Source organism: Lactiplantibacillus mudanjiangensis (assembly GCF_005405385.1).
Lineage (GTDB): Bacteria > Bacillota > Bacilli > Lactobacillales > Lactobacillaceae > Lactiplantibacillus > Lactiplantibacillus mudanjiangensis.
On record NZ_BJDY01000003.1, the window covers coordinates 446,549 to 472,261 of the forward strand.

Here is a 25,713-nt window from a genome sequence, read left to right on the forward strand (position 1 = left end):
GCCTAACTGAACTTGATCGCGACGTGTCCGAAACTTGTTACGGTCAAGTCCCAAAACCCTAGAATGATGCTGACTCATTCTAACCTACTCCGAGAGACCTAGCGTTTAGCTGGGTCTCTTTTTTTGCTAGAGAGTGGGACAGAAGTCGGGTAGTTAGCGAGCATTAACATTGATAGCCGAACAATCCTGGTTTTGGATTGCTTGGCTATCAGGGTTAAGCGGAACTAACTGACTTCTGGCGCACGTTTCGGCTATGATTGATGAAAGGGTATTAAGATGATCAACAAGAAAGTTCAAAGAAACCGTTTACAAAAATTGAAAATTCTGATAAGCTATAGTCATTCGAATGAGTAGTCGTTCGAATGACTATGTTTTTTTAAGGAGGACTGAATCATGACGTCGACATCCAGTAAGGAAAAACTGAGTTTAACCAGTATGAATTTCAACCGTTTTTTGATTTTTCGTTATGTAACCGCTATTTTCTTTTTTACGAATTTGTACTGGTTGGTGATGGCAGCGACCACATCTACCGTGGGATGGATCGTGCCGCTGGTGTTAATGGTGGGTGCCAGCATTGTAATGGTCGAACAAGTCAGCAAATATTGGCGGCCATCACATCGTTTGGCTTGGACCAAACGGTATTATTGGGCACAACTTGGCCTGAACGTTGGCTTAATCAGTACCATTTTGCTTGGTCATCGACAGTTTGCTTATGCGTTTATGACCGCACAAAGCGAACCATGGCTGATGGGGTGTTTAGGACTAGGCATGATCGTCAGTGGCCTGATGTTACGACGCGTTTATGTCATTGAACACGATCAAGATCGTTATTTACAACAGATTAAAAAGTTTGCGGCAAGTTTATAAAAAAGACTGGATGTGAAATCTGATGGATAATAGTAATAACAAGTTATTTCAATTTTTAAATAATCATTTAATGGGACCGATGGGAAAATTAGCCCAGTTTCGAATTGTACGAGGGGTTATGGCTGCCGGGATGGCGACTATTCCGTTTACGGTTGTCGGCTCGATGTTTTTGATCATTAGCGTGTTGCCACAAAGCTTTCCCTTCTTAAAGGGATTCTTTGCTGCATCATTTGATAAGATTGCGCCATTATACATGTTAGCCAATACGGCCACGATGGGTGTGTTATCGCTTTACTTCTGTTTGGTCTTTGGTTATGAATACACCAAGATTCAAGCACAAGAAGAACATATCGATGTGAATCCTTTGAACGGGGCTTTGATTTCCATGATGGCATTCTTCATGTGTGTGCCTGAATTAGCCTTCAAGGGTGGCATGGTCACGTTAATCAACGTTTTCAATGATAAATCTAAGATTATTGATGGTTGGGAAATGGGTGGTGGCGTGACGCGTTTAGGGGCGACCGGGATTTTTACGGCCATCATTATGTCCATTCTCGCGGTCAAGATTTACGCACTCTGTGTGAAGAAACAATGGACGATTAAGATGCCAGATACGGTGCCAACCGGCGTTTCGCGGTCATTTACCGCTTTGATTCCAACCGCTTTAATTGCCTTAACGGTCATGGTTATCAACGGCGCTTTAATTGCGTTGAACACTGATATTTATAAAGTGGTGGCAGTACCATTTAGCTTTGTCACTAACTTAACGAATACTTGGGCTGGTTTACTGGTGATCTACTTCTTGATGCATGCATTATGGATTGTTGGGATTCATGGGGCCACAATTGTGACGTCATTCTTAACGCCGATCGTGTTATCTAACATGGTCACTAACCAACATGGTGGTAACATTCCGTTTGCGGGTGAATTTAACAACTGTTTTGTGACTATCGGGGGTTCCGGTGCCACACTTGGTTTAGTTATCTTTATCGCCTTTTTTGCCAAATCAGCGCAATTAGGTGCACTAGGTAAAGTTTGCTTGGTTCCGGCTTTCTTCAATATTAATGAACCAATCTTGTTTGGGATGCCAGTCGTTTATAATCCATACACAGCGATACCTTTCTTCTTAGCACCGATGTCATCAATGTCAGTGGCTTACTTCTCCATTAAGTATCATCTAGTTAATCCACCAAAATTCCAAGTGGCTTGGCCAACTCCCGGCGGGTTATCTGGTTTCGTAGGTTCTGGCGGTGACTGGCGGGCGTTTGTTTTAGCGTTAGTTTGTGTCTTAGTGGCGTTTGCCATCTGGTACCCATTCATCAAGTTCTATGACAACAAGTTGTTTGTTCAAGAACAACAAAGTGAATCGGCAGCAGCTTAGTTAACGGCAAATTAGAGGAGGAATTGAACATGACAAAATTTCCAAAAGGTTTCTTATGGGGCGGCGCGGTTGCTGCTCATCAATTAGAAGGCGGCTGGCAAGCTGACGGTAAAGGTATCAGTATTGCCGACGTCATGACGGCAGGTGACAATAACACCGCTCGTGAAATTACCGATGGTGTCATTCCTGGCAAAAATTATCCCAATCATGATGCGATTGATTTCTATGGTCATTATCGCGACGACGTGAAACTATTTGCAGAATTAGGCCTGAAATGTTTTCGGACCAGTATCGCCTGGACGCGGATCTTTCCAAACGGCGATGAAGACGAACCAAACGAAGCTGGGTTGCAGTTCTATGATGACTTATTCGATGAATTACTGAAATATGGCATTGAACCCGTGATTACGTTATCTCACTTTGAGATGCCGTATCATTTAGTAACGGAATACGGTGGTTGGCGCAATAGTCGCATGATTGAATTTTTTGAAAGATTCGCCGAAGTCGTCTTCAAACGTTATCGTGACAAAGTTAAGTATTGGATGACGTTTAACGAAATTAACAATCAAACCGGCTTGAACGAATGGGGCTTATTCACCAATTCTGGAATTTTAGTTAAAGATGATGAAGACGCTGAAAAGTTGATGTATCAAGCTGCCCATTATGAAACAGTCGCCAGTGCTTTAGCCGTTAAGATTGGCCATCAAATCAATCCAGATTTTCAAATTGGGGCGATGTTTGCGATGGGGCCAACTTATCCCGCCACGTCGAATCCCAAAGATGTGATGAAGGCCGAACGCGCCATGCAAGCGAACTACTGGTTAGCGGATGTGCAATGCAAAGGGAAGTATCCAAACTGGTTATTACGGTACTTTGATCGGAAACACTTTGATTTAGATATCTCAGCATCTGATTTACAGATCATTAAAGAGGGTACCGTGGATTATATTGGCTTCTCTTACTATGCGTCACATGTTATTAAGGCCGATGACCAAGAGCCAGTCGACTTCATGACACCAACTAAGAATCATGAAGTACAGAATCCTTCTTTGACTCGTTCTGATTGGGGCTGGGAGATTGATCCAATCGGCTTGCGCTATGCATTGAACTGGTTTAGTGATCGTTACGACCTGCCATTATTTATCGTGGAAAATGGTTTAGGGGCCTTTGATAAAAAAAACGCTGACGGCAAGATTCATGATGATTATCGGATCGACTATTTACGGCAACATATTGAACAAATGGCCTTAGCCGTTGATATTGATGGCGTTGACCTAATGGGGTATACGCCATGGGGATTCATTGATTTGGTTTCTGCGGGGACGGGTCAGATGGACAAACGTTATGGGGTCATCTATGTGGATAAAAATGATGCCGGTGAAGGCACTTTGAAACGTGGGAAAAAAGATTCCTTCGATTGGTTCCAAAAAGTTATTGCAACTAATGGCTCAGACCTCAGTTAGTACGGTATAATTTGAATAACTAAGCACGAGTAAACACTCAAACGCTAGTAGTTTGGGTGTTTTTTGACGAAGAAATTGAGGAAGGACACATAAAAATGGCGCGATTAAGTAATGATGAATTAGTACAAGCGATCATGGCCGATATTCGTCGCGGGGAACTGGCCGATGCTCATCGGAAGTTACCCGCAGAACCGGAACTCATGGCCCGCTACGATGTTACCCGTTATGCGCTACGTCAAGCATTACAGGCACTTGGCACGATGGGCTATACGTATCAGATGCATGGGGTCGGGACGTTTGTACGAACACAACAAGCGGGTGATTCGATTGCTTTGGAACACAGTGGCGGACTGTCCGCCGAGGCTGCTCGGATTGGTCGCCAATTGACGACTGCGACAGCGAGTAAACGAGAATGTCGAGTCGATCAAGCTGAATTTCGGCCAAATAATTATCAATTTGAGCCAGACGAACGGTTACTAGCGCTTGAACGATTTCGGGCGATGGATCAACAACCATACGTGGTGGAACATTCGTATTATTTGAAATCGGTCATTGAAGAGATTCCAGATAGTGCCTTATATGGCTCGTTATTTGAATTCTGCGAAGCCCAACAACATATCAAAATTGGCTTTATTGATCAGATTATTATGAGTGAACCACTGCCCAAAGTAGCTGCTGACTATTTGCAATTGCCAGTTGGGGCACCATGTTTGGTGGTTCAAGATGAAACGTATTTGAGTACTGGGCAGTTATTGGCTTTTTCGAAGCAATACTATGATTACCGGCAGGCTAAGATGTTTATGGTGAAGAAGATTCATTAGGTTGTCGTTTGGCTTGCCACCTGCCGTTCGCCCACATTGAGCCGGAACGCTGTGGGCGGACCGGTTCAGCCAAAAAGCGGTCTGAACCGTCGTTTTGAACCACCCAACCCGTGTTTCAAAAGCGCCGGCCTCTAAGCGATAAATCGCTAAGAGTCTCCCACGGCTGGGCTCAATGTGAGCTCACTCTCGGTTATATGAGTGATCACAAACTTAATTAGTATCCGCAAACTAACCGGAGTCAGCCAGTGATGGCGTCGGCCGTGAGAACAGCGTTAGTCCGGATGCTTTTGCCGGACTTTACGATGTGGACGACTTTTAAGACTAGCGGTTTTGGCTAGGCTTAAAAGCGAGGTGGAAGCCCGCACTTTGGCTGGAACCGGTCCCCACAGCCGGCAGAATCACTGGCTGACGTAGGTGACAACCCAATTCTAACTAGAAAGGCCCCACCATCACGAGTTAAGTCGCGATGATGGGGCCTTTCAAATACGATTTAAGCCTCACTAAGGGCGAGTTTGGCGAGTAATAACCCACCAACAACACCAGAGTTGTCACCTAAACCAGCTGGGACAATGTACTGGTCTAGTGCTGGTACTTCTTCGTAACCGTTTAAGTAAGCGGCGAATTTTTCACGAATAATTGGAAAGAGTTGCTTTTGCTTCATGACCCCACCATTTAAGATGATCGTGTCGGGAGCAAAAGAAACTGTCAAGTTCACACAAGCTTGGGCAATATAGTCGGCGACCGTAGCCCAAACTGGATCATCTTCGGCAACGTCTTTGCCGGCTTTACCAGTCCGTTTCCCAACAGCGGGACCCGCAGCCATGCCTTCTAAACAGATGTCATGGTAGGGGCAATTGTTTTCAAAATCATCGCCAGGTAAACGATTTAATCGCATGTGTCCAAGTTCAGTGTGGGTGCGGCCATTGAAGATTTCATTGTGACTGATGACCCCGGCACCAACACCGGTCCCAATAGTGACATAAATACTGTTAGGCACGTCCTTGGCAATGCCCATTTTAGCTTCACCATAGGCGGCTTCGTTGACATCGGTTGTCCAATAAAGCGGCACGTCGACGTGTTGTTTCAAGTGACCTAAAAAGTCAAAATCACCCCAGCCGGGTTTGGGTGTGGTTGTGATGTAGCCGTATTTTGGATCGTCAGGGTTAACCCCAATTGGGCCAAATGAGCCAATCCCAATCGCATCGACGGGATGTGCCTTAAAATACGCATCCACCGCCGCCATCGTTTCAGCAGGGGTCGTTGTTGGAATCGAAACCCGATCGAAAACGTTGCCCGTTTCATCACCTGTTGCACAGACGAATTTAGTGCCGCCTGCTTCAATTGCACCTAAAATCATATTAAAAATCCTCCCAAAGTCAATTAAAAGTATATACATTTTAATAACAGTATACACTTTTTGAACGCTACTGTGAACGGTTACATTCAAGTTTTAGAAAACGTTTTTATGGTTCCAATTATAGATATTTTATTTAAAATGTCAAACGTATGACATTTATATAAATTGCTATAAATTAGCATTTTTAAAAATAAATCAAGTTTAATAATGACTAACGATTGACATTTTAGCTAATAACTTTTAAGATAACCATAAATGATAACGGATACATTTAGGAGGATGCAACATGGTAACCACGACTTGGACCACCGCTGAACGTTATCGGCCATATGATCAGTGGCCGACTGAACAACTGACAACTTTACGACAACAGATTGCGCAATCACATTGGCGCTTTGGCTATCACATTCAGCCAACAACGGGATTATTGAATGATCCCAATGGTTTTTCGTATTTTAATGGGCAATGGCATTTATTTTATCAGGCCTTTCCTTATGGTCCTGTACACGGTTTGAAGAGTTGGGAACACCTAGTCAGTGATGATTTAATGCATTGGGAAAAGTTGGGGCCAGCCTTAATTCCTGATACGCCATTGGATCAGCAAGGGGTCTATTCGGGTTCAGCGATTGCGGTCAAAGATCGACTCTTCCTAATGTACACCGGTAACGTTCGGGATCAAGAATGGGAACGACATCCAAAACAAAATGGCGCTTGGTTAACGACGACTAATCAAGTCACTAAGCTGACGACACCGTTGATTAGTAATCCGCCTAAAACGGTGACTGAACATTTTCGTGATCCCCAAATTATCGAACATGATGGCCAATACTATGCCTTCATTGGGGCACAAACGACGGATTTAACTGGACATGTGATGGTTTATCAAGCGCCAGCAGTGACTGGACCATGGACATTAAACGGTGACTTACAGTTTAGCGATCAGCCGATGGGTTATATGGTGGAATGTCCTAATTTGGTCTTTATTGATGACCGTCCAGTGTTAATTTTTTGTCCGCAAGGCGTGTCCGCAGATGTTTTAGCGAGTGAAAATATTTATCCGAATGCTTATGTTGTCGGTCAAGCGTTTGATTGGGAGACGTTTAGCTTTATCGATCCTAGTCCATTGCAAAACTTAGATGCTGGTTTTGATGTTTATGCCACGCAAGCCTTTAACGCGCCGGATAGTCGAGCCTTAGCGGTGAGCTGGATTGGGTTACCAGATATTGCTTATCCAAGTGACCGTGAAGGCTGGGCAAACGGGTTAAGTGTGATCAAAGACTTACACTTAAAAAATGATCGCTTAGTTCAACAGCCAGTTGGCGTGAGCACCATTCGTCAGCAGGTGTTACAGGTAACCATGCCGCATCCAGTAATCCCACAGCAAAGTGAGCTGCACTTTACAGTGCCCGCCGATCAACAAGGTCAGGTGACGATTGTGACCGATATTACGACAAATCAAGGATTAATCTTGAATATTGATACCGCTCACGGCGAATTAGTCGTTGATCGTGCTGGTACTGGTGAAGCCGTTGCCGCGACTTATGGCATGACCCGTACGGCCAATCTGAATGCCCATCAACCATTGACTGGGCAGCTATTACTTGATCACAGCGTGTTTGAGTTGTATTTAAATGATGGTGCGACAGTGTTAACGGGGCGGATGTTTCCAGCAACTAATGCTGACTTTAGTCTGAGCCAAACTGGCTTTACGACGGCACTAGGTTGGCAAGGCTGGCAACTTGAATCAGTAAATTAGATTGATAGGCGCAATTAACAAGTTATTACCGATCATGGCTCCGGATCAACTATCACTGAGGTTAGCCTCTTTGTAGTAAGGCGAAAATTGAATTTTAGTGAAAAGATTAATGGGGTTTTACCCGTCAATTTTTAACCTGGGAAGAGTTTGGGACGAAAACCAAACTCTTTTTTGCATCTCCGAATAGGTATAGTCGAAACGTGTGACAAAAGGCGATGCTCGGTAGCAAACCGCTTTTGTCTTACTCCCGTATTTTTTGTAAATAGATTATCCTTTTTACTCGGATTTATACAAATCATTCTTTTTGTAATTAGTTAAGTGTTACGATAGCTATTAATATTTCAAGGATATGATCGTTAATCGGGTTTTGAAAGTTAAAAGTACTAGTTATGGTTAAATACAGAGGCTCGGGGGGGTGTTTAGTATATTAGACATACAGTATACAGATTATTTAGATTTTTTACAGTCGTATACGACCAGCGATCAAACAACCAAAGCTTTAATTTTAATTGGTTATGTTGAACGTGATTTTATTCGATTTTATCGTGCTGGACGTATTGAAGAGGGCTTAAAATTTGCACGCGATAATTTACAACGGTCACGAACGTTACTCAATCAATTGTCACCAACTGAAAAGGTCGTTCAATTAAACGCATTTGTGGATATTTTGTCATTTGAAGGAATTCAAAATCACGTGAATATTTATCAGTTTATTGAATTGCAGCTTGCTTACCATCAACGGTTAAAGACGCTACCGGTGACAACCAAAAAATATATGCCATTAGTCTATGAGATTGTTCGAGACTTTGGTCATCTCGCTCAGAAGGATGGATTATCGTATACGAGCCATCTGGAAGCAACCTTGGATGTTATTTATTATATTCATGCGCATTTACATCGTAAGGTAACAGTCAAAAAAGTTTTAGAGCATGTGAACAAACGTTACAATCCACTGACGATTCAACGTGTGTTTACTAAAGAAATGAATATGTCGATTCGCGATTATATCAATATGGAAAAGATACGTGAGGCTGAACGTTTATTGTTAGCCAGTAAGACACCAATTCAGAAGATTGCACATGAACTTAACTTTTATGATGCTGCTGATTTTTCTAAAAGATTTAAACGTGAAATTGGAATGACTCCCCTAGAGTATCGTCAGCAGAATAGTCAAATTGATTAGCAGCAACCCAACATTATTGTGGGTTGTATTTTTTTATATTGTTTATTGTTTTCTAGTACAAATTGCGTATTTAAACGAAAAATCGTTAGTATACTCATTAATAATTAAACGCAAGGATTAATAGGCTTAACTATAAAGGGATGAGGATATGAATACGAGAACCGTTTATCAACGTATTTTTTTGTTTTCTGGAATAGTCCTACTGGGAGTGGGATTAACAACAACAATCAGTCAAGCTGACACTGATGAGCAGCAGCCGACTGTAAAGGCGATAACGTCATCATCAGAATTGGTTGAAACTGATCATTCAACCAGTGCCACATCTAGCACTAATTCTCAGAGTTCATCGACATCAGCAACCAGTGCCACATCTGACACTAGTTCTCAGAGTTCATCAGCATCAGCAACCAGTGCCACATCTAGCACTAATTCTCAGAGTTCATCGGTATCAGCAACTAGTGCCACATCTGACACCAGTTATCAGAGTTCATCGGCATCAGCAACCAGTGCCACATCCGGCACTAGTTCTCAGAACTCACCAGCATCAACAGCCGGTGCGACATCGGCCGTCAAACAACCAGCGAGTCGCATTGTTAGTCAGGCTAAACCAACAGTGGCACAACGCCAAAGGGTAATGACAACTGAAATGCCTAAAGTCAAAGCGTATTCACATGTTGATAAAACCAATTTTGACCAATATTTTAAGTTAAATGGGGCCGCAACCTATGATTCACAAACGGGGATTGTCACAATTACACCGGATTTAAATAACCAAGTTGGTAATTTTTCCTTAAAAAATAAAATCAATATGCAGACAAGTTTTACTTTAGTTGGGCAAGTCAATTTAGGTAGTCGTACATCATCCCAAGGTGGAGCAGACGGTATTGGATTTGCCTTTCATCGCGGCAATGTCACGGATATTGGCAATGCTGGTGGTAATCTTGGAATTGGTGGCCTAATGGATGCCTTGGGTTTTAAACTAGACACTTGGCATAATGGGGCAGCCATACCAACAGCAAATGTACCAGGAGCACAAGTTGATGCCACGGATTCTAACGGTTACGGTTGGGCGGCTGACCCAGATGATGTTGCCCAATTCGGTAGTTTCATCACGACCGAATTGAGAACGGTTAAAACTAATCAGGGAGACGATGTTGATCGCTGGTGGGCCACAACCGATTTGAGTTCAGTTCAAGAACTATCAGCAAAAGATTTAGATGGGCAGTTTCATAAATTTGTTGTTGATTATAATGGCTCAACGCGGCAATTACGGATCTCGTATCATCAGAGTGATGGCAACCAATTAACTTGGACCAGATTGGTGCCAACAGATGATGATACAATGGCGATGATTGTGAGTGCCTCAACGGGTGGTGCCAAGAATTTACAACAATTCAAATTAATCAGTTTTGACTATCAACAGGCCGCAACAGTTAATGTTAAATATGTTGATTTGAATGGCAATCAATTGGCTCAAGCCCAAGTCACATATCCAGGTGGCGCCGTGGTATCTGGCAGCTACACGACACAAAGCCTGGATATTCCAGGGTACCGTTTTGTCCGATTAGATGATGGTAGTGTGACGGGAAGTGTGAGTCTGCCGACTAGTGGCACGTTAGTCAGTGATGGCGATAATGGGACCGTGGTTTATGTATACGCACCAGATTATCAAGTCAGCCAGCAACAAGTAACTGAAACCATTAATTACGTAGACGAACAAGGCGTTTCAGTAGCGACAGCTTACAAGGCGCAACCGATAGTGTTTGTGACCATTGAAAATCCAGTAACCCAAGAGACTCATGTTTACTACGCGATTGGTCAAGTAGGTACTCCTGAAATTAGTGAAACAGGTGTGCCAATTAATCAAGCTGGTATTGAGTGGCAACTTGGTGATACAGCTAGCTTTGCAGCGGTGGCCCATCCACAAGTTGATGGGTACCAAGTTATCACTAACAGCGCACCGGATGGTGACTTGATACAAGTGACACCGCAGGCAATCAGTAAAATGAGCCAAGATTTGCAGTTTACAGTGGTTTATCGACCAGTAAAGCCCGAAGAACCAACGAAGCCCGAGGAACCCACAAAGCCCGAAGAACCAACGAAGCCCGAAGAACCGACGAAGCCCGAGGAACCGACGAAGCCCGAGGAACCAACGAAGCCCGAGGAACCAACGAAGCCCGAGGAACCAACGAGACCCGAGGAACCAACGAAACCCGAGGAACCAGCAAAGCCCGAAGAACCGACGAAACCAGAGGAACCAACGAAACCCGAGGAACCGACGAAGCCCGAGGAACCAACGAAGCCCGAAGAACCAACGAAGCCCGAGGAACCAACGAAACCCGAGGAACCGACGAAACCCGAGGAACCGACGAAACCTGAAGAACCCACAAAGCCCGAGGAACCGACAAATTCTGATAAATCAACGAATTCTAAAAGGACAGTGAAGTTGAACGACGACTCAGCTATAATAGATCAGCGTGCACCTAAACTGATCGGTACGATTACAAATAAACCATCGCTACCTTTAACACCGGACAAGTCAAAGTCGGCGAAGTCAAAAGAACAAGTTGATCATCATGCATTACCACAGACCTCAGAACGCTCGACCAGCTGGGGAACCATAGTGGGTATTTTGGTACTATTTATTTTAAGCTATGGTCAACAGTGGATTCGTCATCGCGATTAAGAATAGTCGCTGTTGTCAGGAAATAAGCGTGTAAAAAAATGCCACTCAAGATGTCACCATGACTAAGCATGGTAAACACCTTGAGCGGCACTTTTTTAGTTAAATGGATTCCAGAAACGACCACCATTAACTTTGAATAAGCCGATTCCAATTAAGATGATGACAAGAACACATAGTAATGCCAAATAATCATTTGATTTAAACTTTTGAGCCATATACCAGGTCCGTTTTTTACCCTTACCAAAACGTCGGAGCTCCATCGCTTGGCTAATCACTTCAATGCGATCGAGACTAGAAAAAATCAACGGTAATAAAATCTGTATACTACCGCGCACCCGGGTCATAAAGGGTGCTTTTTTAGACATTTCAAAGCCCCGCGCTTGTTGCGCTAAACTAATGGTGCGGTAATCATTTTGAACATCAGGAATATAACGTAACGCAATGGCAACCGAGTAACTAATGCGATAGGAGATGCCAATTTTATTTAAACTGGCCGCAAATTCACTAGGATTAGTCGTCATTAGGAAGATTAACGCTAACGGCACGGCAAACGTATATTTTAAAAGAAGGTTAAATTCATAAAATAACTGTTCGGTTGTTAGATTGAAATAGTGTTGGCTAGAGCCCAGTAGTAAATGCTCGGTACCATAAATCGTGACTCCATAATGTGGGGCAAAGACATACACCATGACTAAATTCAAAACGGAAAACCCAATAATGACATTAACGACGAATTTGATATCACGATAGTTGATTTTTGAAAAATGAAAGATGATTAAAGAGAAAACCATCACACCGATCAAATAGCGGGTATCATAAGTCATCATTCCGATAATGGATAAGCCGACAAAGCAGAGTAGTTTCGTGCTACCACTGAGCCGATTCAAAAAAGTATGTCGATTATCGTAGCCAATCAATAATTGATTTTGCATTAGCGGGCCTCCCGTTCGGCTTGGACAAACTTGGCAACGAATTCAGTTGGATTGAGCTGATGTTGTTCAGCTAATTCATATAAGCTAGTCTTCGCCAGTGACGCTTGATCGATAATTGCATCATTGGTCAAGACGTCGGCCGGGCTGGCATCCATCAAGATTGTCCCGTTGCCTAAAACAATGGTCCGATCGGTGTACTCTAACATTAAATGCATGTCGTGGGTGATCAGCATAATCGTGATCCCCTGTTCCCGATTGATCTTGGTTAAGAAAGTCATCATTTCAGTGTAGTGCTGTAAATCTTGGCCAGCTGTTGGTTCATCTAAAATAATCATGGCTGGTTGTAAGACCAGAATTGCCGCAATGGTGACCCGCTTTTTTTGCCCAAAACTCAGCGCGGAGATTGGCCAGTGTCGAAATTCATAGAGGCCACAGACTTTTAAAGTGGCTAAGACCCGTTGTTCAATTTCATCGGGATCAACACCGCGCAATGTTAGGCCAGCGGCGACTTCATCGAAAATCAACGTCTTAGATATCATTTGATTCGGATCTTGCAAGATGTAGCCAATCTGGTCGGCGCGTTCTTTAACGGATTGATCTAATAATGACTGACCGTTAAATAAGAGCTTGCCACTTTGCGGTGTTAAGAAGCCGGTGATCAAATTGCTTAACGTTGATTTGCCAGTCCCATTTTGGCCGACTAGACTGATCATTTCGCCACGATTCAAGGTGACTGAAAGGTTATGAATGATTGGTCGTTGCGGGTCGTAGCCAAAATTAAGCTGATCAATTTCTAACAATGGGTCCGCGTGAACTTGAGGGACTTTTAAGTCAACACCCGCGGTCCACTGTTGCAAGGTTGCTGTTAAGTTAGGGACGGCTAAGTCTGCTAAACGATCTAAATGGGTACAATCAGCGAGATCAACGCCGGCCAGTTTTAATGCCGACAAGTAGAGTGGTTCACGTAAGCCTAATTGGGCCATTAATGAGGCCCGTAAAATGGCTTCAGGTTTGTCGTTAGCGACAATGGCCCCATCTTGCATCACGATGAGTCGGTCGATCGGTTGTTGTAAGACATCTTCGATTCGGTGTTCAATAATCACGACGGTCAAATCTTCATCATGGGTTAACTGGTCGATTAAAGCCATGGATGCTTTGCCTGAAGCTGGGTCTAGACTGGCTAAAGGTTCATCGAATAATAGAATTTTACTGTTATCTATTAAGACCCCAGCCATCGAGACGCGTTGTTTTTGTCCACCAGATAGTTCTTGGGGCCGATGGGTTAATAAGTCGGTTAAATCGAGCGTTTGAGCCCACTTAGTGGTAGCTGCCTGCATGTCAGGCTGCGTTTGTTGGTCATTTTCCAATGAAAAGGCCATGTCTTCCACAACGGTCAAGCCAACAAACTGACTATCAGGGTCTTGTAAGACCGTCCCAATGTCCATCGAGAGCTCGAAAATGGAGCTGGCGCTGATGTCGTGGCCATTGACAGTGGCACTGCCGGTCATGGTTCCTTGGTATGATTGTGGAATCAAGCCGTTTAAACACCGACCTAATGTTGATTTACCAGAACCAGACGGGCCCGCAATGAGAACCTTCTCGCCGGGATAAATAGCCAGGTTAAGGTGTTGCAATGTGGGCTCAGTTTGACTGTTATATTGAAATGAAAAGTCTTTAAAGCTAATGATTGGTGCGGTCATCATAGATTAACGTTCCTTTTTTAGGCTACCACGTTGGGTTCGCGTCCGAGCATAGAGGACTAATAAGATAGACCCAATGATGGCAACCGAGATTGAGTTGACCAACCAAGTGGTAATGCCTTGTAAATAGACTTTAGTGGCTGGTTCATGATACACAATGATATCACCAGTTGGCGCTAAAAGCACCCAGCCGATGAAGTTGACAATGACTTGATAAATGTTGAACCAAACTAGCTTGGCGGTCCCTAAAACACCGTCTTCAATTTTTAGCCGATTTTTAGCGAATCCAAAGGCGACCCCGATTAAGCCATCGACGATGATCCAGGTCCACCAAGGAGAACCGTAAGTGACGAAGTCGTTTAAGGCATGTCCAATAAAGACGGCCAAGCCAGCGGCAACGGGGCCAAAAATGGCACCTAACAAAGCTAAGAAACCAGCAGCAACATTGACTTGAGTATTGGGAATCCCGGTTGGAATGGCCACAAATTTCATGAGGACAAAGATGATCGCCGCGCCGATCCCGGTGGCGACCACGGTACGAATGGAAGTTGATTGTTTATTTTGCATAAGAACACTCCTTAATAAAGTATGAACGAATAATAGCGAGCACGACAATTAAAAAACAGACAACAAAAAACGCGCCTGAAAGCCAATTGCTTTCAAGGACGCGTTTGCGTGTTACCACCTAGATTTCCCCACTGGGGCTTCTCTTGATTGTAACGAATCGCTCCGACAAAGGGCACCTAATACGGCGACCTTTGTAGCTTCTTCAAGACCATATTCAACGGTAATCGTCATCGTTTTACACCATCCACGACTCTCTTTGGACGACCGTTCGCTTACTCATCTCGTCACAGCTTTTTCTCATCTGAATTTAACTTATTAAATCATACGCCTAACCCCAATCGGGCGCAAGCCAGAATATGACAATGAATTCGATTACATTGAAATAATTCGAAATTTAAAGGTGATGATTGCGATAGGAACCCTGAGTCCTATAGATAAGTCACCTCCGTCAGTCAGCGATTCTGCTGGCTGTGGGGACCGGTTCCAGCCAAAGATCGGGCTGCTACCTCGCTTTTAAGCCTAGCCCAAACCGCTAGTCTCAAAAGTCGTCCACATCGTAAGGTCCGGCCAAAAGCATCCGGACTAACGCTGTTCTCACGGCCAGCGCCATCACTGGTTGAGTGGTTCAGACCGCCTTTTGGCTGAGCCGGTCCGCCCACCGCGTTCCGGCTCAAGGTGGGCGAACGGCAGGTGGTAAGTCAAGTCTAACGTTGATTTTACAATTTAGTTAAGCTGCACCTAAATGGCGCTTTTTAGGGGCCCGTTTAACAGTTTGCGCATCTTCATCTTTGAAGCCGAAGAGCCACGTTAAGGTGAATGAAACGACAATAGTCGCAATTGAAGCAATCCAGAAACCGGTAAAACTGAAATCCATGCCTTTCGGGTTGACGAACGAGGTGAACCCAATCAATGAGCCGGTAAAGCCCCACATGTTCACATGCATCAGTCCGGTTAAGAAGCCGCCAACTGCCGCTCCGATACTGGCGGTAATGAAAGCCCGACCGTATTTCAAGTTAATCCCATACATAGCCGGTTCGGTGACGCCAGCAAATGCAGAGATCGTCGCTGGCCAAGCAAGTTCTTGAATGTTGGCGAGTTTTGACTTTAAGGCAATTGCTAAGACGGCGCCACCTTGGGCCACCATAGTTGCTGAAACAATAGCATTTAAATAACTGTGACCGGTTGTTGCAATATCGTTGGCCACAATTGGAATAACGGCCCAGTGTAAGCCAAAGATCACTAGAACTTGATAGAACCCACCGATGAGCAATCCAGAAATGGCGGGACTGAGGTTATAAACAGTCACGATTAAGTTGGCCAATCCAGTTGAAAGCACGGTAATGATTGGTCCTAAGAAAAGTAAGATGACGCCAGAAACGATCACAACTTCAAATAATGGCAAGAAAATCATTCGTAAGACCGTTGGAATAACACGTTTAAGCCAAGGTTCTAACTTGCTAGCTAACCAAGCCCCAGCAATCATTGGGAAGATGGAATAAGTATATGAGGCTAAATGAACGGGTAACCCGAAAAAGCTCGCGTTAATCGACATACCCATAAACGTGCTAATGGTTTTGCCACTAGCGGCGATGCTGACGAGTGATGGGTAGGTGAGTACCCCACCAACAATTCCCATGATAACGGGGTCGGCACCTAGTTTTTTAGCGGCAGTGAAGCCAACAAAGATCGGCAAGAAGTAAAAGACTGAATCGCTCATCGCATTAATGATGACGTAGGTCGATGCGGTGGCGCTCACTAGTTTATAAGTCGTTAATAGGGCCAAGATTCCCTTTAAAATCCCGGAAGCCGCCAACAACCCAATCACTGGAATCATAGAGCCGGTGATGACCCCGATTAAACTACTGAAACCATGTTTGATTTTACCGCCGAAAGTCGTCGGTTGTTGTGCGGCGGCATTCGTATCGGCGACAACCTTGGCTGTTGCGGCATCGTTGGTGTATTCAGGCCCAATGAGTTTGACGACTGCGTCATACACATCGGTTACCGCTGCCCCGATGACGACTTGATACTGTCCACCAGCTTTAGCGACATCGATGACGCCTTTTAAGTCGGCAATGACATCATCATTAGCTAAACTTTCATCTTTCAAATAAAAACGTAAGCGAGTGATACAGTGAATCAAACTATTGATATTTTCAACGCCACCAACATTTTCGACAATGGCCGTAGCCAGTTCATCATAGTGATCAACTGGTTTTAAACGACCTTGACGTTTGGCATTGAAGGTGGCTGCATTCAACCGTCCCTTAGCGACTGTTTGACCAGCCGTTGCCTTGCCAGGAGTCACGTCGAGGTGAGCGAGTTTGTCAGTTGCATTGGTGACGGCTAACACGACCGTTGTTTGCTTGTTGCTAGCTTTAATCGCGTCCAAATCCATGGTCGCGACAACATCGCCAGCTTGAACCGTATCGCCGGCTTCAACATTGAGGGTAAAGGGTGCGCCACCTAAAGCGACGGTATCAATGCCAAGATGGACTAATACTTCAAGATGATTATCGGGGGTCGTGAAACCCAAAGCGTGTTTCGTTGCGGCGATCATAGTGACCGTGCCGCTAACCGGGGCGAGAACTTGACCGGAAGTGGGTTGAACCCCAAAGCCCAGACCCATCATACCGGTTGAAAAGACAGGATCATCGACTTGATTTAATGGAATCACCTCGCCTGTAATGGGTGTTGTGATTGTTACCGCTTGCATTTTAGCCATTAGAAAAACCTCCTTTAAGGTTTTGCGAGTAATAGTGCGACAGATTGATAAGGGTGTAAGACTAATGATGACTGGACATGAACGTCATCATAATTTGATAACAGTACTTGCGCTGTTAGGGCCTCGTCTGGCAAATCAACGGTCGTGGCTGTATCGTAGAAGTTATTTAAAACTAGCAGTTTCTGGTCACCTAATGTGCGCCAATAACCAAAGACTTGATCATGATCGAGCCGCCAAGTCTGATAATCGCCGTCCGCGATAATTGGGTACGTCTTACGTAAGTGGATCAGTTGTTGATAGTAAGCAAAGATCTCACCATGATTGACTTCGTCCGCGACGTTGATTTGGGCTTGATTGGTGGGGCGCAGCCAAGGACGACCGGTGGTAAAGCCGGCTTTCTGACTGGCATCCCATTGCATCGGTGTCCGCGAATTGTCACGGGCCTTGGTTTTGACAATGGTAAAGGCATCTTGATGGCTGTAGCCGCTATGCAACAAGGCTCGATAAGCATTTAATGCTTCAATATCAACGTAATCGGCCATGCTGGTGTAGTTAGGGTCAGTCATGCCAATCTCTTCACCCATGTAGATAAATGGGGTGCCGCGCATCAAGTGAATCACCGTTGCCAACATTTCCGCGGATTTAGCCCGGTAGCGGATTGGATCACCAAAACGATCGATGGCCCGTGGTTGATCGTGATTATTCCAGAACAATGCTTGCCAGCCATTCCCAGCTGACATCCCGGTGGCCCAACCATCTAGCAGATGCTTCAAACGAGGGAAGTTGAACGGCATTCGTGACCATTTACGGCCATCGACGTAGTCGGTTTTCAGATGGTGGAAGTTAAAAACCATTGATAGTTCATGGTTATCAGGATTAGAGTAACCAATACTATTTTTAATCGTTGTAGAAGACATTTCGCCCACGGTAATACTGTCAGGATCTTGTCCAAAACTGGCTTGGTTAAGTTCTTTCAAATAATCTTGGACTACGGGTGTATCAGTGTAGAGTGTCTTGCTAGCAACCCCAGTTGGCGCATCCACAAGGTCAGTCGCTTTACCCGTCACGTTAATGACGTCAAAGCGGAATCCTTGAACCCCTTTAGCGCGCCAGAAGTTGACGACCTCGGCACAAGCAGTGCGCACTTCAGGGTTATGCCAATCAAGATCGGCCTGAGTGGGATCGAAGAGGTGCAAGTAGTACAAGTCGGTATCACCAAATGGGGCCCAAGCTGGACCGCCAAATTTGGATTCCCAGTTGGTTGGCAAGCTACCGTCCGCTTTGGCGGGACGTAAATAGTAGAAGGCTTGATACTTAGGATCGCCAGCTAAAGCTTTTTGAAACCAAGCGTGTTGCGTTGACGTGTGGTTAAACACCATATCAAGCATTACCCCAATTCCGACTGCTTTTAATTCGGCGACCAAGTTGTCAAAGTCTTGCATTGTCCCAAAAGTGGGATCAATGCGGTAATAGTCTTCAATATCGTAACCGTTGTCGTTTTGTGGTGAGACGAAAAATGGGTTAAACCAGATCATGTCGATATTCAGTGATTTTAAATAAGGAATCTTTTGGATGATGCCTTTTAAATCGCCGATACCATCACCGTCACTGTCATAAAAAGATTTAGGATAAACTTGATAGATCACTTGTTCAGATAATTTCATGTTTTTAAACCTCTCAATGTTTAAGGTTGAACGCGGCGAGCAAAATCACGGAAACGAAACTTGTCGGCACGATGGCGTGATTCCGTAAATTGGAACGGCGTGGCATCTGCCAAGCTAGTCACACTACGAACGACGGCGACATAAGCTCCAACTGGTAAGTCTAAGTGGGCTTGATCTTCGGCAGTCGCTGGTTCCATCGTGATTTCTTTAGTTGCATAGGCAATTTGCAGACCGAGTGTTTGCTCAAAGTAAGCGTAGAGTGACTTTTCGGCCGCTGCTCGCGGTAAATCGGGAACCACCGCTTGTAAGATATAATCTTTATCAATAATGTCAGGTTCGCCATCGATTAAGCGCACCCGCTTGATCGCGGTAACTGGTGCGGCGGTCATTTCGACGCCCAATGAGGTAAACATTTGGACGGGTAGGGGAACTTTGGTTTCAAAACCGTAGACGATATTTTCGGTTTTGATTTTTAATTTTTGAGCTAATTCTTGATAACTCACAATCCCAGAAACGGGAAATTCGTATTGGCGATGTTCGATGACAATCGAGCCTTTGCCACGAATCTTTTGAATGTAGCCGGCTTCGGCTAATGCGGATAAGGCTTTGCGGCCAGTCTCGCGAGAAATGCCATAGAGATCGCAAAGTTGGTGCTCACTTGGCAAGTAAGTGCCTAGTTTGTAAACTTCCCGATCAATCTTCTGCTTTAAATCTTCATAAATTAACGCGGATTTGTTCGGCATGCGGTGCCGCCTCCTAAATTAGAAATCGTTTTCAAGAATGACTATATCACTTGTCTAGACATCTTGTCAATAAGTGACTTAACAAACTTTATAAATGCTGCTTAATCAGTGATCGTTACTTGAATTTGGAATGTCTATCAAGTCTAGACAAGATAAAAACACCGCCGATAACTAACGATTATCGGCGGTGCTTTTGACGGTTATTCAGTTTTAGCCACGACAATGCGGCCATTGTGTTCAACTGTTAATAACTCTTGAGCTTGGGTGAATCCAGCTAACGTGAACGGTAACTGGTAACCCACTTGCGTTTGAATTTGTTTGGTTTGCAATAGTTTGAATAATGTTTGCAGGACCGCTGTGTCTGAAATGGTATCCGTTGGCTGGACGGTTTTGAACACGATTGCCTTGCTCGTTGCGGGTAAACTTGGGGCCATTGACACGATCGTTGCATCAAACTTGGCCATCGCGAGATCGGTTTTACCATCGAGGCCATTAGGAGCGACGTTGATGACGACATCACCGCGATTTGCCAGCACGTGCGCTGGATTTTGCTGATCATAGGCGACGATTTGCTGAACACCCAAAGCTTGTAACAAGCGGGTGTGACGTTGTTCTGCGACCGCTAAGACTGTGGCGCCGAGACGTTTTGCTAATTGGACGACGAGTCGGCCCACACTACCGGCAGCACCTTTGACGATGACTGTTTGACCGGGCTGAACATCCGCAAAGTAGTGCACAATTTTATAAGCCGTAATCCCTGGTGTAATCACACTGACAGCCTCTAAAGCCGGTAACTCATCCGGTAATGGGACGAGCTTATCTTCGTCAACGATGACTTGTTCCGCGTAAGTCTGCGTGGTGTACGCAGCGACTAACGTGCCTAGCGGTAGGCCGGTCACTGAACTGCCGATTTGGCTAATTCGACCGACAACGTCATGTCCAGGAATTAAGGGTAATGTTAAGTGCCCCGTTAAATTAAGGTGATCGGCACGATTAATATTCACGGCTAAAGTTGTTAAGACAATCTGATCGGATGCTGGCATGAGATCTGGTTGTTCAATTGCGATAAGTGGTGCCGCGCCCCCTGAGTTGGCATAACCATAAGCAAGCATCAAAATCCCCCCTTGATTGGTACTAGTTACTAACGATTACCTCAATTGTAGCGAGAGCTGGGGGTAAATCACAAGTTAGAACCATTACTTTCGGGAGTTGGTTTGGTTACTGATTAATCAGTAACGGTTTTTTGATGTTTGAGCCCCCAACCGGTGAACCCACTAATGATCGAAAAGACCGGTGACAAGAGACTGAAGAAGCAAAATGGCAAGTAAGCTAACGTTGGGACACCTAACGTGTTAGCGGCGAAGGCCCCAGCGACGCCCCAAGGAATCAAGTAGTTGATCACAGTCCCACCATCTTCGAGCACGCGACTCAAAGCAAGGTTAGCTAAGCCACGGTCATTAAAGGTTTTCTTGAAGGCTTTACCCGGTAAAATAACGGATAGGTATTGTTCACCGACAAAGATATTGACCCCAATCCCGGCTAAAATTGCGGCGGTGACAGTGGCACCGTTACCGTGCAAGCGATTAGCTAATGGGATCATAACCGTTTGAATTAAGTTGAATTTCATCAATAATCCACCAAGTGCGAGGGTTAACAGAATCAACGAAACGGTGCTCATCATCGCACTAATGCCACCACGCGATAAGAGCTGATCGACACCTTGATTACCAGTTTTAGCGACAAAACCACTTTCGATCATCGTGGCAATTTTTGCAAGTGACGTGTGTGGTTGTTCAATAAAGATCATCACAATGGCGAGACCAATGTTTAAGAAGAGGGTTGGAATTGCTGGAATCTTCATGAAAGCACAGACAAACATCACTAGTAATGGTAAAACAGCCCACCAAGAAATGGAGAAGTTTTGATTTAAAACCGTTAAAGTTGTTTGAATTTTACCTAAATGTGACTCTGTTGCGGCCCCAGCCCCGATGACAGCGTATAGTCCAAGTGAGACGACAAAAGCCGGAATCGTCGACCACATTAAGTTACGGATATGATCGAATAAGTCACTTTCAGCGATCGCTGAAGCTAAGTTGGTTGAATCAGATAATGGTGACGTTTTGTCTCCAAAGATCGCGCCAGAAATAATCGCGCCAGCAATTAAGGCTGGATTGATCCCCATCGTGGTTCCAATCCCGAATAGGGCGATCCCGATGGTCGAGATAATGGTAAAAGCACTCCCAATTGAGGTCCCGATAATGGCACAGACTAAGAAGACTGATGGCACGAACCATTGTGCCGAGATTAAATGGAACCCAAAGACCATCATCGATGGAATAATGCCGGCGGCGATCCAGACACTGATTAATGCGCCGATAAGTAAGAAAATGAAAATTGGCACAATCCCAGTTTTGATACCATCAATAATGCCATCATGAATACTGTCCCAGTTGTGACCGCGAATCCGGGCCCATAAAATAACTAAGGCGATGACCAGCATGACTGGTGTTTGTGGGGATAATCCGAATTTGATGACGCCGAGTCCCATAATAGCTAACATTACGAGTAAGACGAGCAGTGCTTCGCCGAATTTGACCGTTGGGGCCGTTGAGTTTTTTTGCATAATTGCAACCTCCAAAATAAATTTAACTAAAAAAATCGTCCCTGTTGTTAATTAAAACAACAGGGACGATTGATTAAACCGTGGTACCACCCAGCTTGAACCCAACTGGCAAAAAGCCAGTTAGTTCCGCTCACTAGAAGGTAACGGTTCTAGTTATTATCCGCCGAGCGCACCCGGACGTGGGTCACCGTATTTCATTCGTGTTAGCCTGATCGGTTCGCAGCAACCACCGACTTCCTGACGCACAGCTAAACGACTACTTGGGAGTGACCTTCTCGTTCGTTCATTAAGTTATCTGTGATCATAGCATGTTCTGAAAAAAGCGTCAAGCGTGGACTAATGGATTTTCGTTACCGGTAACATCAATACTGATGAACGCTAAGTTGCGAGATCATGGTAGAATACAATTAATGAAAGCGTAAACAGCAAAGGGGTGTCAAGCAAATGGCAGATAGTCAGTGGTGGCAACAAGCCGTCGTTTATCAAATCTATCCACGGTCGTTTCAAGATTCAAATGGTGACGGGATTGGAGATTTAGTGGGGATCACCCAGCGATTAGATTACTTGAAACAACTCGGGGTCGATGTGCTCTGGTTGAATCCGATTTATCGCTCGCCGGGCGTCGATAATGGCTACGATATTAGTGATTATGAGGACATCAATCCAGAATTTGGTACGATGGCGGATTTTGAAAGGCTACTAACACAGGCCCATCAACGCGGGTTGAAGATTATGATGGATATGGTGGTTAATCACTCGTCTGATCAGCATCCATGGTTCATCGAGAGCGCCAAGAGTCGTGACAATCCGTATTCAGATTATTATATTTGGCGTGATCCAGTTGATGGTCATGCGCCGACTAACTGGGGCTCATTCTTTAGTGGCTCAGCTTGGACCTATGTGCCAGCGCGAAAGCAATATTATTTGCATTCGTTTGCGGTTGAACAACCAGATTTAAATTGGGAAAATTCGGACTTACGGCAAGCAATCTATGACATGATGTCTGGCTGGGTGGCGAAGGGGGTCGATGGTTTTCGGCTAGATGTGATCAACTTAATCTCAAAACCCACTGGATTTGTTGACGGTCAACCGAATCCTGGTGAACCGTATGCGGATATCGGCCCGATTATTGCCAATGGTCACCGGCTCAGTGAATTCTTACAAGCGTTGAATACTAACGTTTTTGCTGGCCATGATTTAATCACGGTTGGTGAGACGCCGGCTGCAACGATTGAAGATGCCCAGCAATCGGCCGGACTAACAACGCATGAATTAAACATGGTCTTTGAATTTGAACATATGGGCTTGGATGGCAATCCTGATCCAGCCATGGGTAAGTGGGATGACCAACCCGTGAAACTGGTCGACCTCAAGCAGAGTTTGAGTAAGTGGCAAACGGGGTTGCAGGGCATGGCGTGGAACAGTTTGTATTGGAATAATCATGATCAACCGCGAATTGTGTCGCGGTTTGGTAATGACAGCCCACAATATCGTGAAAAGTCCGCGATGATGCTAGCCACGATGCTACATGGCCTGCAAGGCACGCCATACCTTTATGAAGGTGAAGAAATTGGCATGACCAATGCGAATTTCACGCAATTAAGTGATTATCAAGATTTGGAGTCATTGAATGCCTATCATCACTTGGTTGATGAGGAACAGCGGGTACCGGCGGCTAAAATGATGACGTATTTAGCGAAAATGTCGCGGGATAACGCGCGGACACCGATGCAATGGGATGCAAGTATCAATGCGGGATTCACAACTGGTCAACCGTGGCTAGCGGTGAATGCTAATTACACTAATATTAATGTGGAACAAGCCTTAGCTCAACCAAAGTCAGTCTTCACATACTATCAACGCTTGATCCGGTTACGACATGACGTGCCGATCTTTACGACCGGGGCGTATCAATTATTGGACGCTGATGATGATGCGGTTTACGCTTATTTACGAGTAACCGGTGATCAACGGTTGCTAGTCGTTTGCAACTTTACTGATCAAGTCCAACAACGAGACTATGCTGACTTACCAACGGATGCGGCCTTATTGATTAGTAATTATGAAGACGATCAAAGGGCTGTGTTACGGCCGTATGAAGCGAAGATTTACGAATTTACAACAGAAAATTAATTAAAACGCTTGCATTCATTTTATGAACCGGTTACAATGTATAACATTAACTAGGATTGTTACCGCTGCCAAGGTAGTGGGCAAAACCTGATAATTTTGTTTACCGTGATATACTAGAACTATCACTGGTTGCAAAATTATTGGGTTTTTATTTTTGGACCAAGAGTCGAGGGGCGTGAGGCATGCGAATTAAGAAAGTGTTCAACAACAATGTGTTGCTAGCAGAACAAGCCGGACATGAAGTCGTTTTAATCGGTAAGGGATTGGGCTTTCAGAAGAAGACTGGCGATACCGTGGATGAGCAATTGGTCACCAAAACGTATGCACCGACTCAGGATAATTGGATTGCGAACTTTCAGGCCTTGATGGCGGATATTGAGCCAGAGTATTTTGAACTGGCTTCGCAAATTATTGTCTTGGCTGAAAAGCAACTGCAAACGACGTTTAATGGGTACTTATTAATTTCGTTAACGGATCACATTCATTTTGCGGTCTATCGACAGCAACATCAAATGGATATCAAAAATGAAATTCTTTGGGAAATTAAACGTATCTATCATCAAGAATATCAGGTTGGTCGTCAAGCGTTAACCTTAATTAAAAATCAATTCGATGAGCAATTGCCGGAAGATGAAGCTGGGTTTATTGCCATGAAGTTTGTGGAAAATAGTCTGGCAGATTCTAATCCTGATCAAACCTTGGCGATGACTAAGTTAATCAACGATGTTTTAAATATTGTGAAGTATCAATTATCATTGACCATGTCCGATGACAGTCTTAGTTTACAACGCTTCCTAGTTCATCTGCGGTTCTTTGCTGAACGACTAACGCTCAAAAAAGATGATCGGTCACAAGGCGAAGATGATGAATTTTTGTATCAACATGTTTCACAAAAATATCCACGTGCGTTCGATTGTGTTCAAAAGATCGTGGCATTTATCGAGAAAACGGCCCAACAACCAGTTTCTTTGAACGAACAAGTTTATTTAACGATGCACATTCAGCGAATATTGAATGAAGCATCCTAATATTAGGGATTGTAACTATTTAATTAGGCAAAACCCAAGTCACTAATACCTACTTTAGGGGGTGGTAGCGACTTGGGTTTTTAT

18 protein-coding genes are annotated in these 25,713 nt (G+C 44.5%); 9 read left to right on the forward strand and 9 right to left on the reverse strand.

What is annotated here, in order from left to right:
• Positions 1-393 precede the first annotated feature (393 nt).
• The 4 genes from FFM84_RS06865 (at position 394) to FFM84_RS06880 (ending at position 4,532) form a co-directional block, all read left to right on the forward strand.
• Positions 394-867: a hypothetical protein gene (locus FFM84_RS06865; protein ID WP_130844355.1), complete on the forward strand. Its 474-nt coding sequence runs from the start codon at positions 394-396 to the stop codon at positions 865-867.
• 22 nt (positions 868-889) lie between these two features.
• Complete coding sequence (gene celB, locus FFM84_RS06870) at positions 890-2,248, forward strand: PTS cellobiose transporter subunit IIC (protein WP_130844354.1); 1,359 nt, start codon at positions 890-892, stop codon at positions 2,246-2,248.
• Between the two features lie 29 nt (positions 2,249-2,277).
• Positions 2,278-3,711: a 6-phospho-beta-glucosidase gene (locus tag FFM84_RS06875; protein ID WP_130844353.1), complete on the forward strand. Its 1,434-nt coding sequence runs from the start codon at positions 2,278-2,280 to the stop codon at positions 3,709-3,711.
• A 95-nt stretch (positions 3,712-3,806) separates the two neighbouring features.
• Positions 3,807-4,532, forward strand: coding sequence for a GntR family transcriptional regulator (locus FFM84_RS06880; protein WP_130844352.1), 726 nt, complete (start codon positions 3,807-3,809; stop codon positions 4,530-4,532).
• A gap of 490 nt (positions 4,533-5,022) precedes the next feature.
• Here the strand turns inward: FFM84_RS06880 and FFM84_RS06885 are convergent, their stop codons facing one another.
• Complete coding sequence (locus FFM84_RS06885) at positions 5,023-5,889, reverse strand: fructokinase (protein ID WP_130844351.1); 867 nt, start codon at positions 5,887-5,889, stop codon at positions 5,023-5,025.
• Positions 5,890-6,175: 286 nt separating this feature from the next.
• On the opposite strand from FFM84_RS06885, the gene FFM84_RS06890 reads away from it, so the two are divergent.
• The 3 genes from FFM84_RS06890 to FFM84_RS06900 all read left to right on the forward strand — a co-directional run bounded on the left by FFM84_RS06890 (position 6,176) and on the right by FFM84_RS06900 (position 11,514).
• A complete protein-coding gene (locus FFM84_RS06890; RefSeq protein ID WP_130844350.1) occupies positions 6,176-7,645 on the forward strand; it encodes a sucrose-6-phosphate hydrolase in 1,470 nt (489 codons plus the stop codon).
• A gap of 415 nt (positions 7,646-8,060) precedes the next feature.
• Positions 8,061-8,828, forward strand: a complete 768-nt coding sequence (locus FFM84_RS06895) for a helix-turn-helix transcriptional regulator (protein ID WP_225424753.1) — start codon at positions 8,061-8,063, stop codon at positions 8,826-8,828.
• A 148-nt stretch (positions 8,829-8,976) separates the two neighbouring features.
• A complete protein-coding gene (locus FFM84_RS06900) occupies positions 8,977-11,514 on the forward strand; it encodes a lectin-like domain-containing protein (RefSeq protein ID WP_130844349.1) in 2,538 nt (845 codons plus the stop codon).
• Between the two features lie 95 nt (positions 11,515-11,609).
• Here FFM84_RS06900 and FFM84_RS06905 read toward each other — a convergent pair whose 3' ends face one another.
• From FFM84_RS06905 to nhaC, 8 genes are all read right to left on the reverse strand, one after another.
• Positions 11,610-12,446, reverse strand: coding sequence for an energy-coupling factor transporter transmembrane component T family protein (locus tag FFM84_RS06905; protein ID WP_130844348.1), 837 nt, complete (start codon positions 12,444-12,446; stop codon positions 11,610-11,612).
• A complete protein-coding gene (locus FFM84_RS06910; protein ID WP_130844740.1) occupies positions 12,446-14,146 on the reverse strand; it encodes an ABC transporter ATP-binding protein in 1,701 nt (566 codons plus the stop codon). Before FFM84_RS06910 ends, FFM84_RS06905 begins: the two co-directional genes overlap by 1 nt.
• 6 nt (positions 14,147-14,152) lie before the next feature.
• On the reverse strand, positions 14,153-14,713 hold the full coding sequence (locus tag FFM84_RS06915) for an ECF-type riboflavin transporter substrate-binding protein (protein WP_130844347.1): 561 nt from the start codon (positions 14,711-14,713) through the stop codon (positions 14,153-14,155).
• Between the two features lie 727 nt (positions 14,714-15,440).
• Positions 15,441-17,438 carry a PTS sugar transporter subunit IIABC gene (locus FFM84_RS06920; protein ID WP_130844346.1) on the reverse strand — a complete coding sequence of 666 codons (1,998 nt, stop codon included), beginning with the start codon at positions 17,436-17,438 and terminating at the stop codon, positions 15,441-15,443.
• Between the two features lie 14 nt (positions 17,439-17,452).
• Complete coding sequence (gene treC, locus FFM84_RS06925; RefSeq protein ID WP_130844345.1) at positions 17,453-19,102, reverse strand: alpha,alpha-phosphotrehalase; 1,650 nt, start codon at positions 19,100-19,102, stop codon at positions 17,453-17,455.
• A gap of 20 nt (positions 19,103-19,122) precedes the next feature.
• Positions 19,123-19,845, reverse strand: coding sequence for a trehalose operon repressor (gene treR / locus FFM84_RS06930; RefSeq protein WP_130844344.1), 723 nt, complete (start codon positions 19,843-19,845; stop codon positions 19,123-19,125).
• 200 nt (positions 19,846-20,045) lie between these two features.
• Positions 20,046-20,957 carry an NADP-dependent oxidoreductase gene (locus FFM84_RS06935; RefSeq protein ID WP_130844343.1) on the reverse strand — a complete coding sequence of 304 codons (912 nt, stop codon included), beginning with the start codon at positions 20,955-20,957 and terminating at the stop codon, positions 20,046-20,048.
• Between the two features lie 113 nt (positions 20,958-21,070).
• On the reverse strand, positions 21,071-22,468 hold the full coding sequence (nhaC, locus tag FFM84_RS06940; RefSeq protein ID WP_130844342.1) for a Na+/H+ antiporter NhaC: 1,398 nt from the start codon (positions 22,466-22,468) through the stop codon (positions 21,071-21,073).
• A 444-nt stretch (positions 22,469-22,912) separates the two neighbouring features.
• On the opposite strand from nhaC, the gene FFM84_RS06945 reads away from it, so the two are divergent.
• The gene (locus FFM84_RS06945) at positions 22,913-24,601 is read left to right on the forward strand and encodes a glycoside hydrolase family 13 protein (protein ID WP_130844341.1); all 1,689 of its coding nucleotides are present in this window, start codon (positions 22,913-22,915) and stop codon (positions 24,599-24,601) included.
• 182 nt (positions 24,602-24,783) lie between these two features.
• Positions 24,784-25,629: a BglG family transcription antiterminator LicT gene (gene licT, locus FFM84_RS06950; RefSeq protein ID WP_130844340.1), complete on the forward strand. Its 846-nt coding sequence runs from the start codon at positions 24,784-24,786 to the stop codon at positions 25,627-25,629.
• Positions 25,630-25,713: the final 84 nt, after the last annotated feature.

Coding starts and splice junctions, on each gene's coding strand:
- licT (WP_130844340.1), top strand. CDS start 24,784: ATGCGAATTAAGAAAGTGTTCAACAACAATGTGTTGCTAGCAGAACAA.
- FFM84_RS06915 (WP_130844347.1), bottom strand. CDS start 14,713: ATGCAAAATAAACAATCAACTTCCATTCGTACCGTGGTCGCCACCGGG.
- FFM84_RS06905 (WP_130844348.1), bottom strand. CDS start 12,446: ATGCAAAATCAATTATTGATTGGCTACGATAATCGACATACTTTTTTG.
- treR (WP_130844344.1), bottom strand. CDS start 19,845: ATGCCGAACAAATCCGCGTTAATTTATGAAGATTTAAAGCAGAAGATT.
- celB (WP_130844354.1), top strand. CDS start 890: ATGGATAATAGTAATAACAAGTTATTTCAATTTTTAAATAATCATTTA.
- FFM84_RS06935 (WP_130844343.1), bottom strand. CDS start 20,957: ATGCTTGCTTATGGTTATGCCAACTCAGGGGGCGCGGCACCACTTATC.
- FFM84_RS06865 (WP_130844355.1), top strand. CDS start 394: ATGACGTCGACATCCAGTAAGGAAAAACTGAGTTTAACCAGTATGAAT.
- FFM84_RS06920 (WP_130844346.1), bottom strand. CDS start 17,438: ATGGCTAAAATGCAAGCGGTAACAATCACAACACCCATTACAGGCGAG.
- FFM84_RS06880 (WP_130844352.1), top strand. CDS start 3,807: ATGGCGCGATTAAGTAATGATGAATTAGTACAAGCGATCATGGCCGAT.
- FFM84_RS06885 (WP_130844351.1), bottom strand. CDS start 5,889: ATGATTTTAGGTGCAATTGAAGCAGGCGGCACTAAATTCGTCTGTGCA.
- FFM84_RS06945 (WP_130844341.1), top strand. CDS start 22,913: ATGGCAGATAGTCAGTGGTGGCAACAAGCCGTCGTTTATCAAATCTAT.
- nhaC (WP_130844342.1), bottom strand. CDS start 22,468: ATGCAAAAAAACTCAACGGCCCCAACGGTCAAATTCGGCGAAGCACTG.
- FFM84_RS06910 (WP_130844740.1), bottom strand. CDS start 14,146: ATGACCGCACCAATCATTAGCTTTAAAGACTTTTCATTTCAATATAAC.
- FFM84_RS06875 (WP_130844353.1), top strand. CDS start 2,278: ATGACAAAATTTCCAAAAGGTTTCTTATGGGGCGGCGCGGTTGCTGCT.
- treC (WP_130844345.1), bottom strand. CDS start 19,102: ATGAAATTATCTGAACAAGTGATCTATCAAGTTTATCCTAAATCTTTT.
- FFM84_RS06900 (WP_130844349.1), top strand. CDS start 8,977: ATGAATACGAGAACCGTTTATCAACGTATTTTTTTGTTTTCTGGAATA.
- FFM84_RS06890 (WP_130844350.1), top strand. CDS start 6,176: ATGGTAACCACGACTTGGACCACCGCTGAACGTTATCGGCCATATGAT.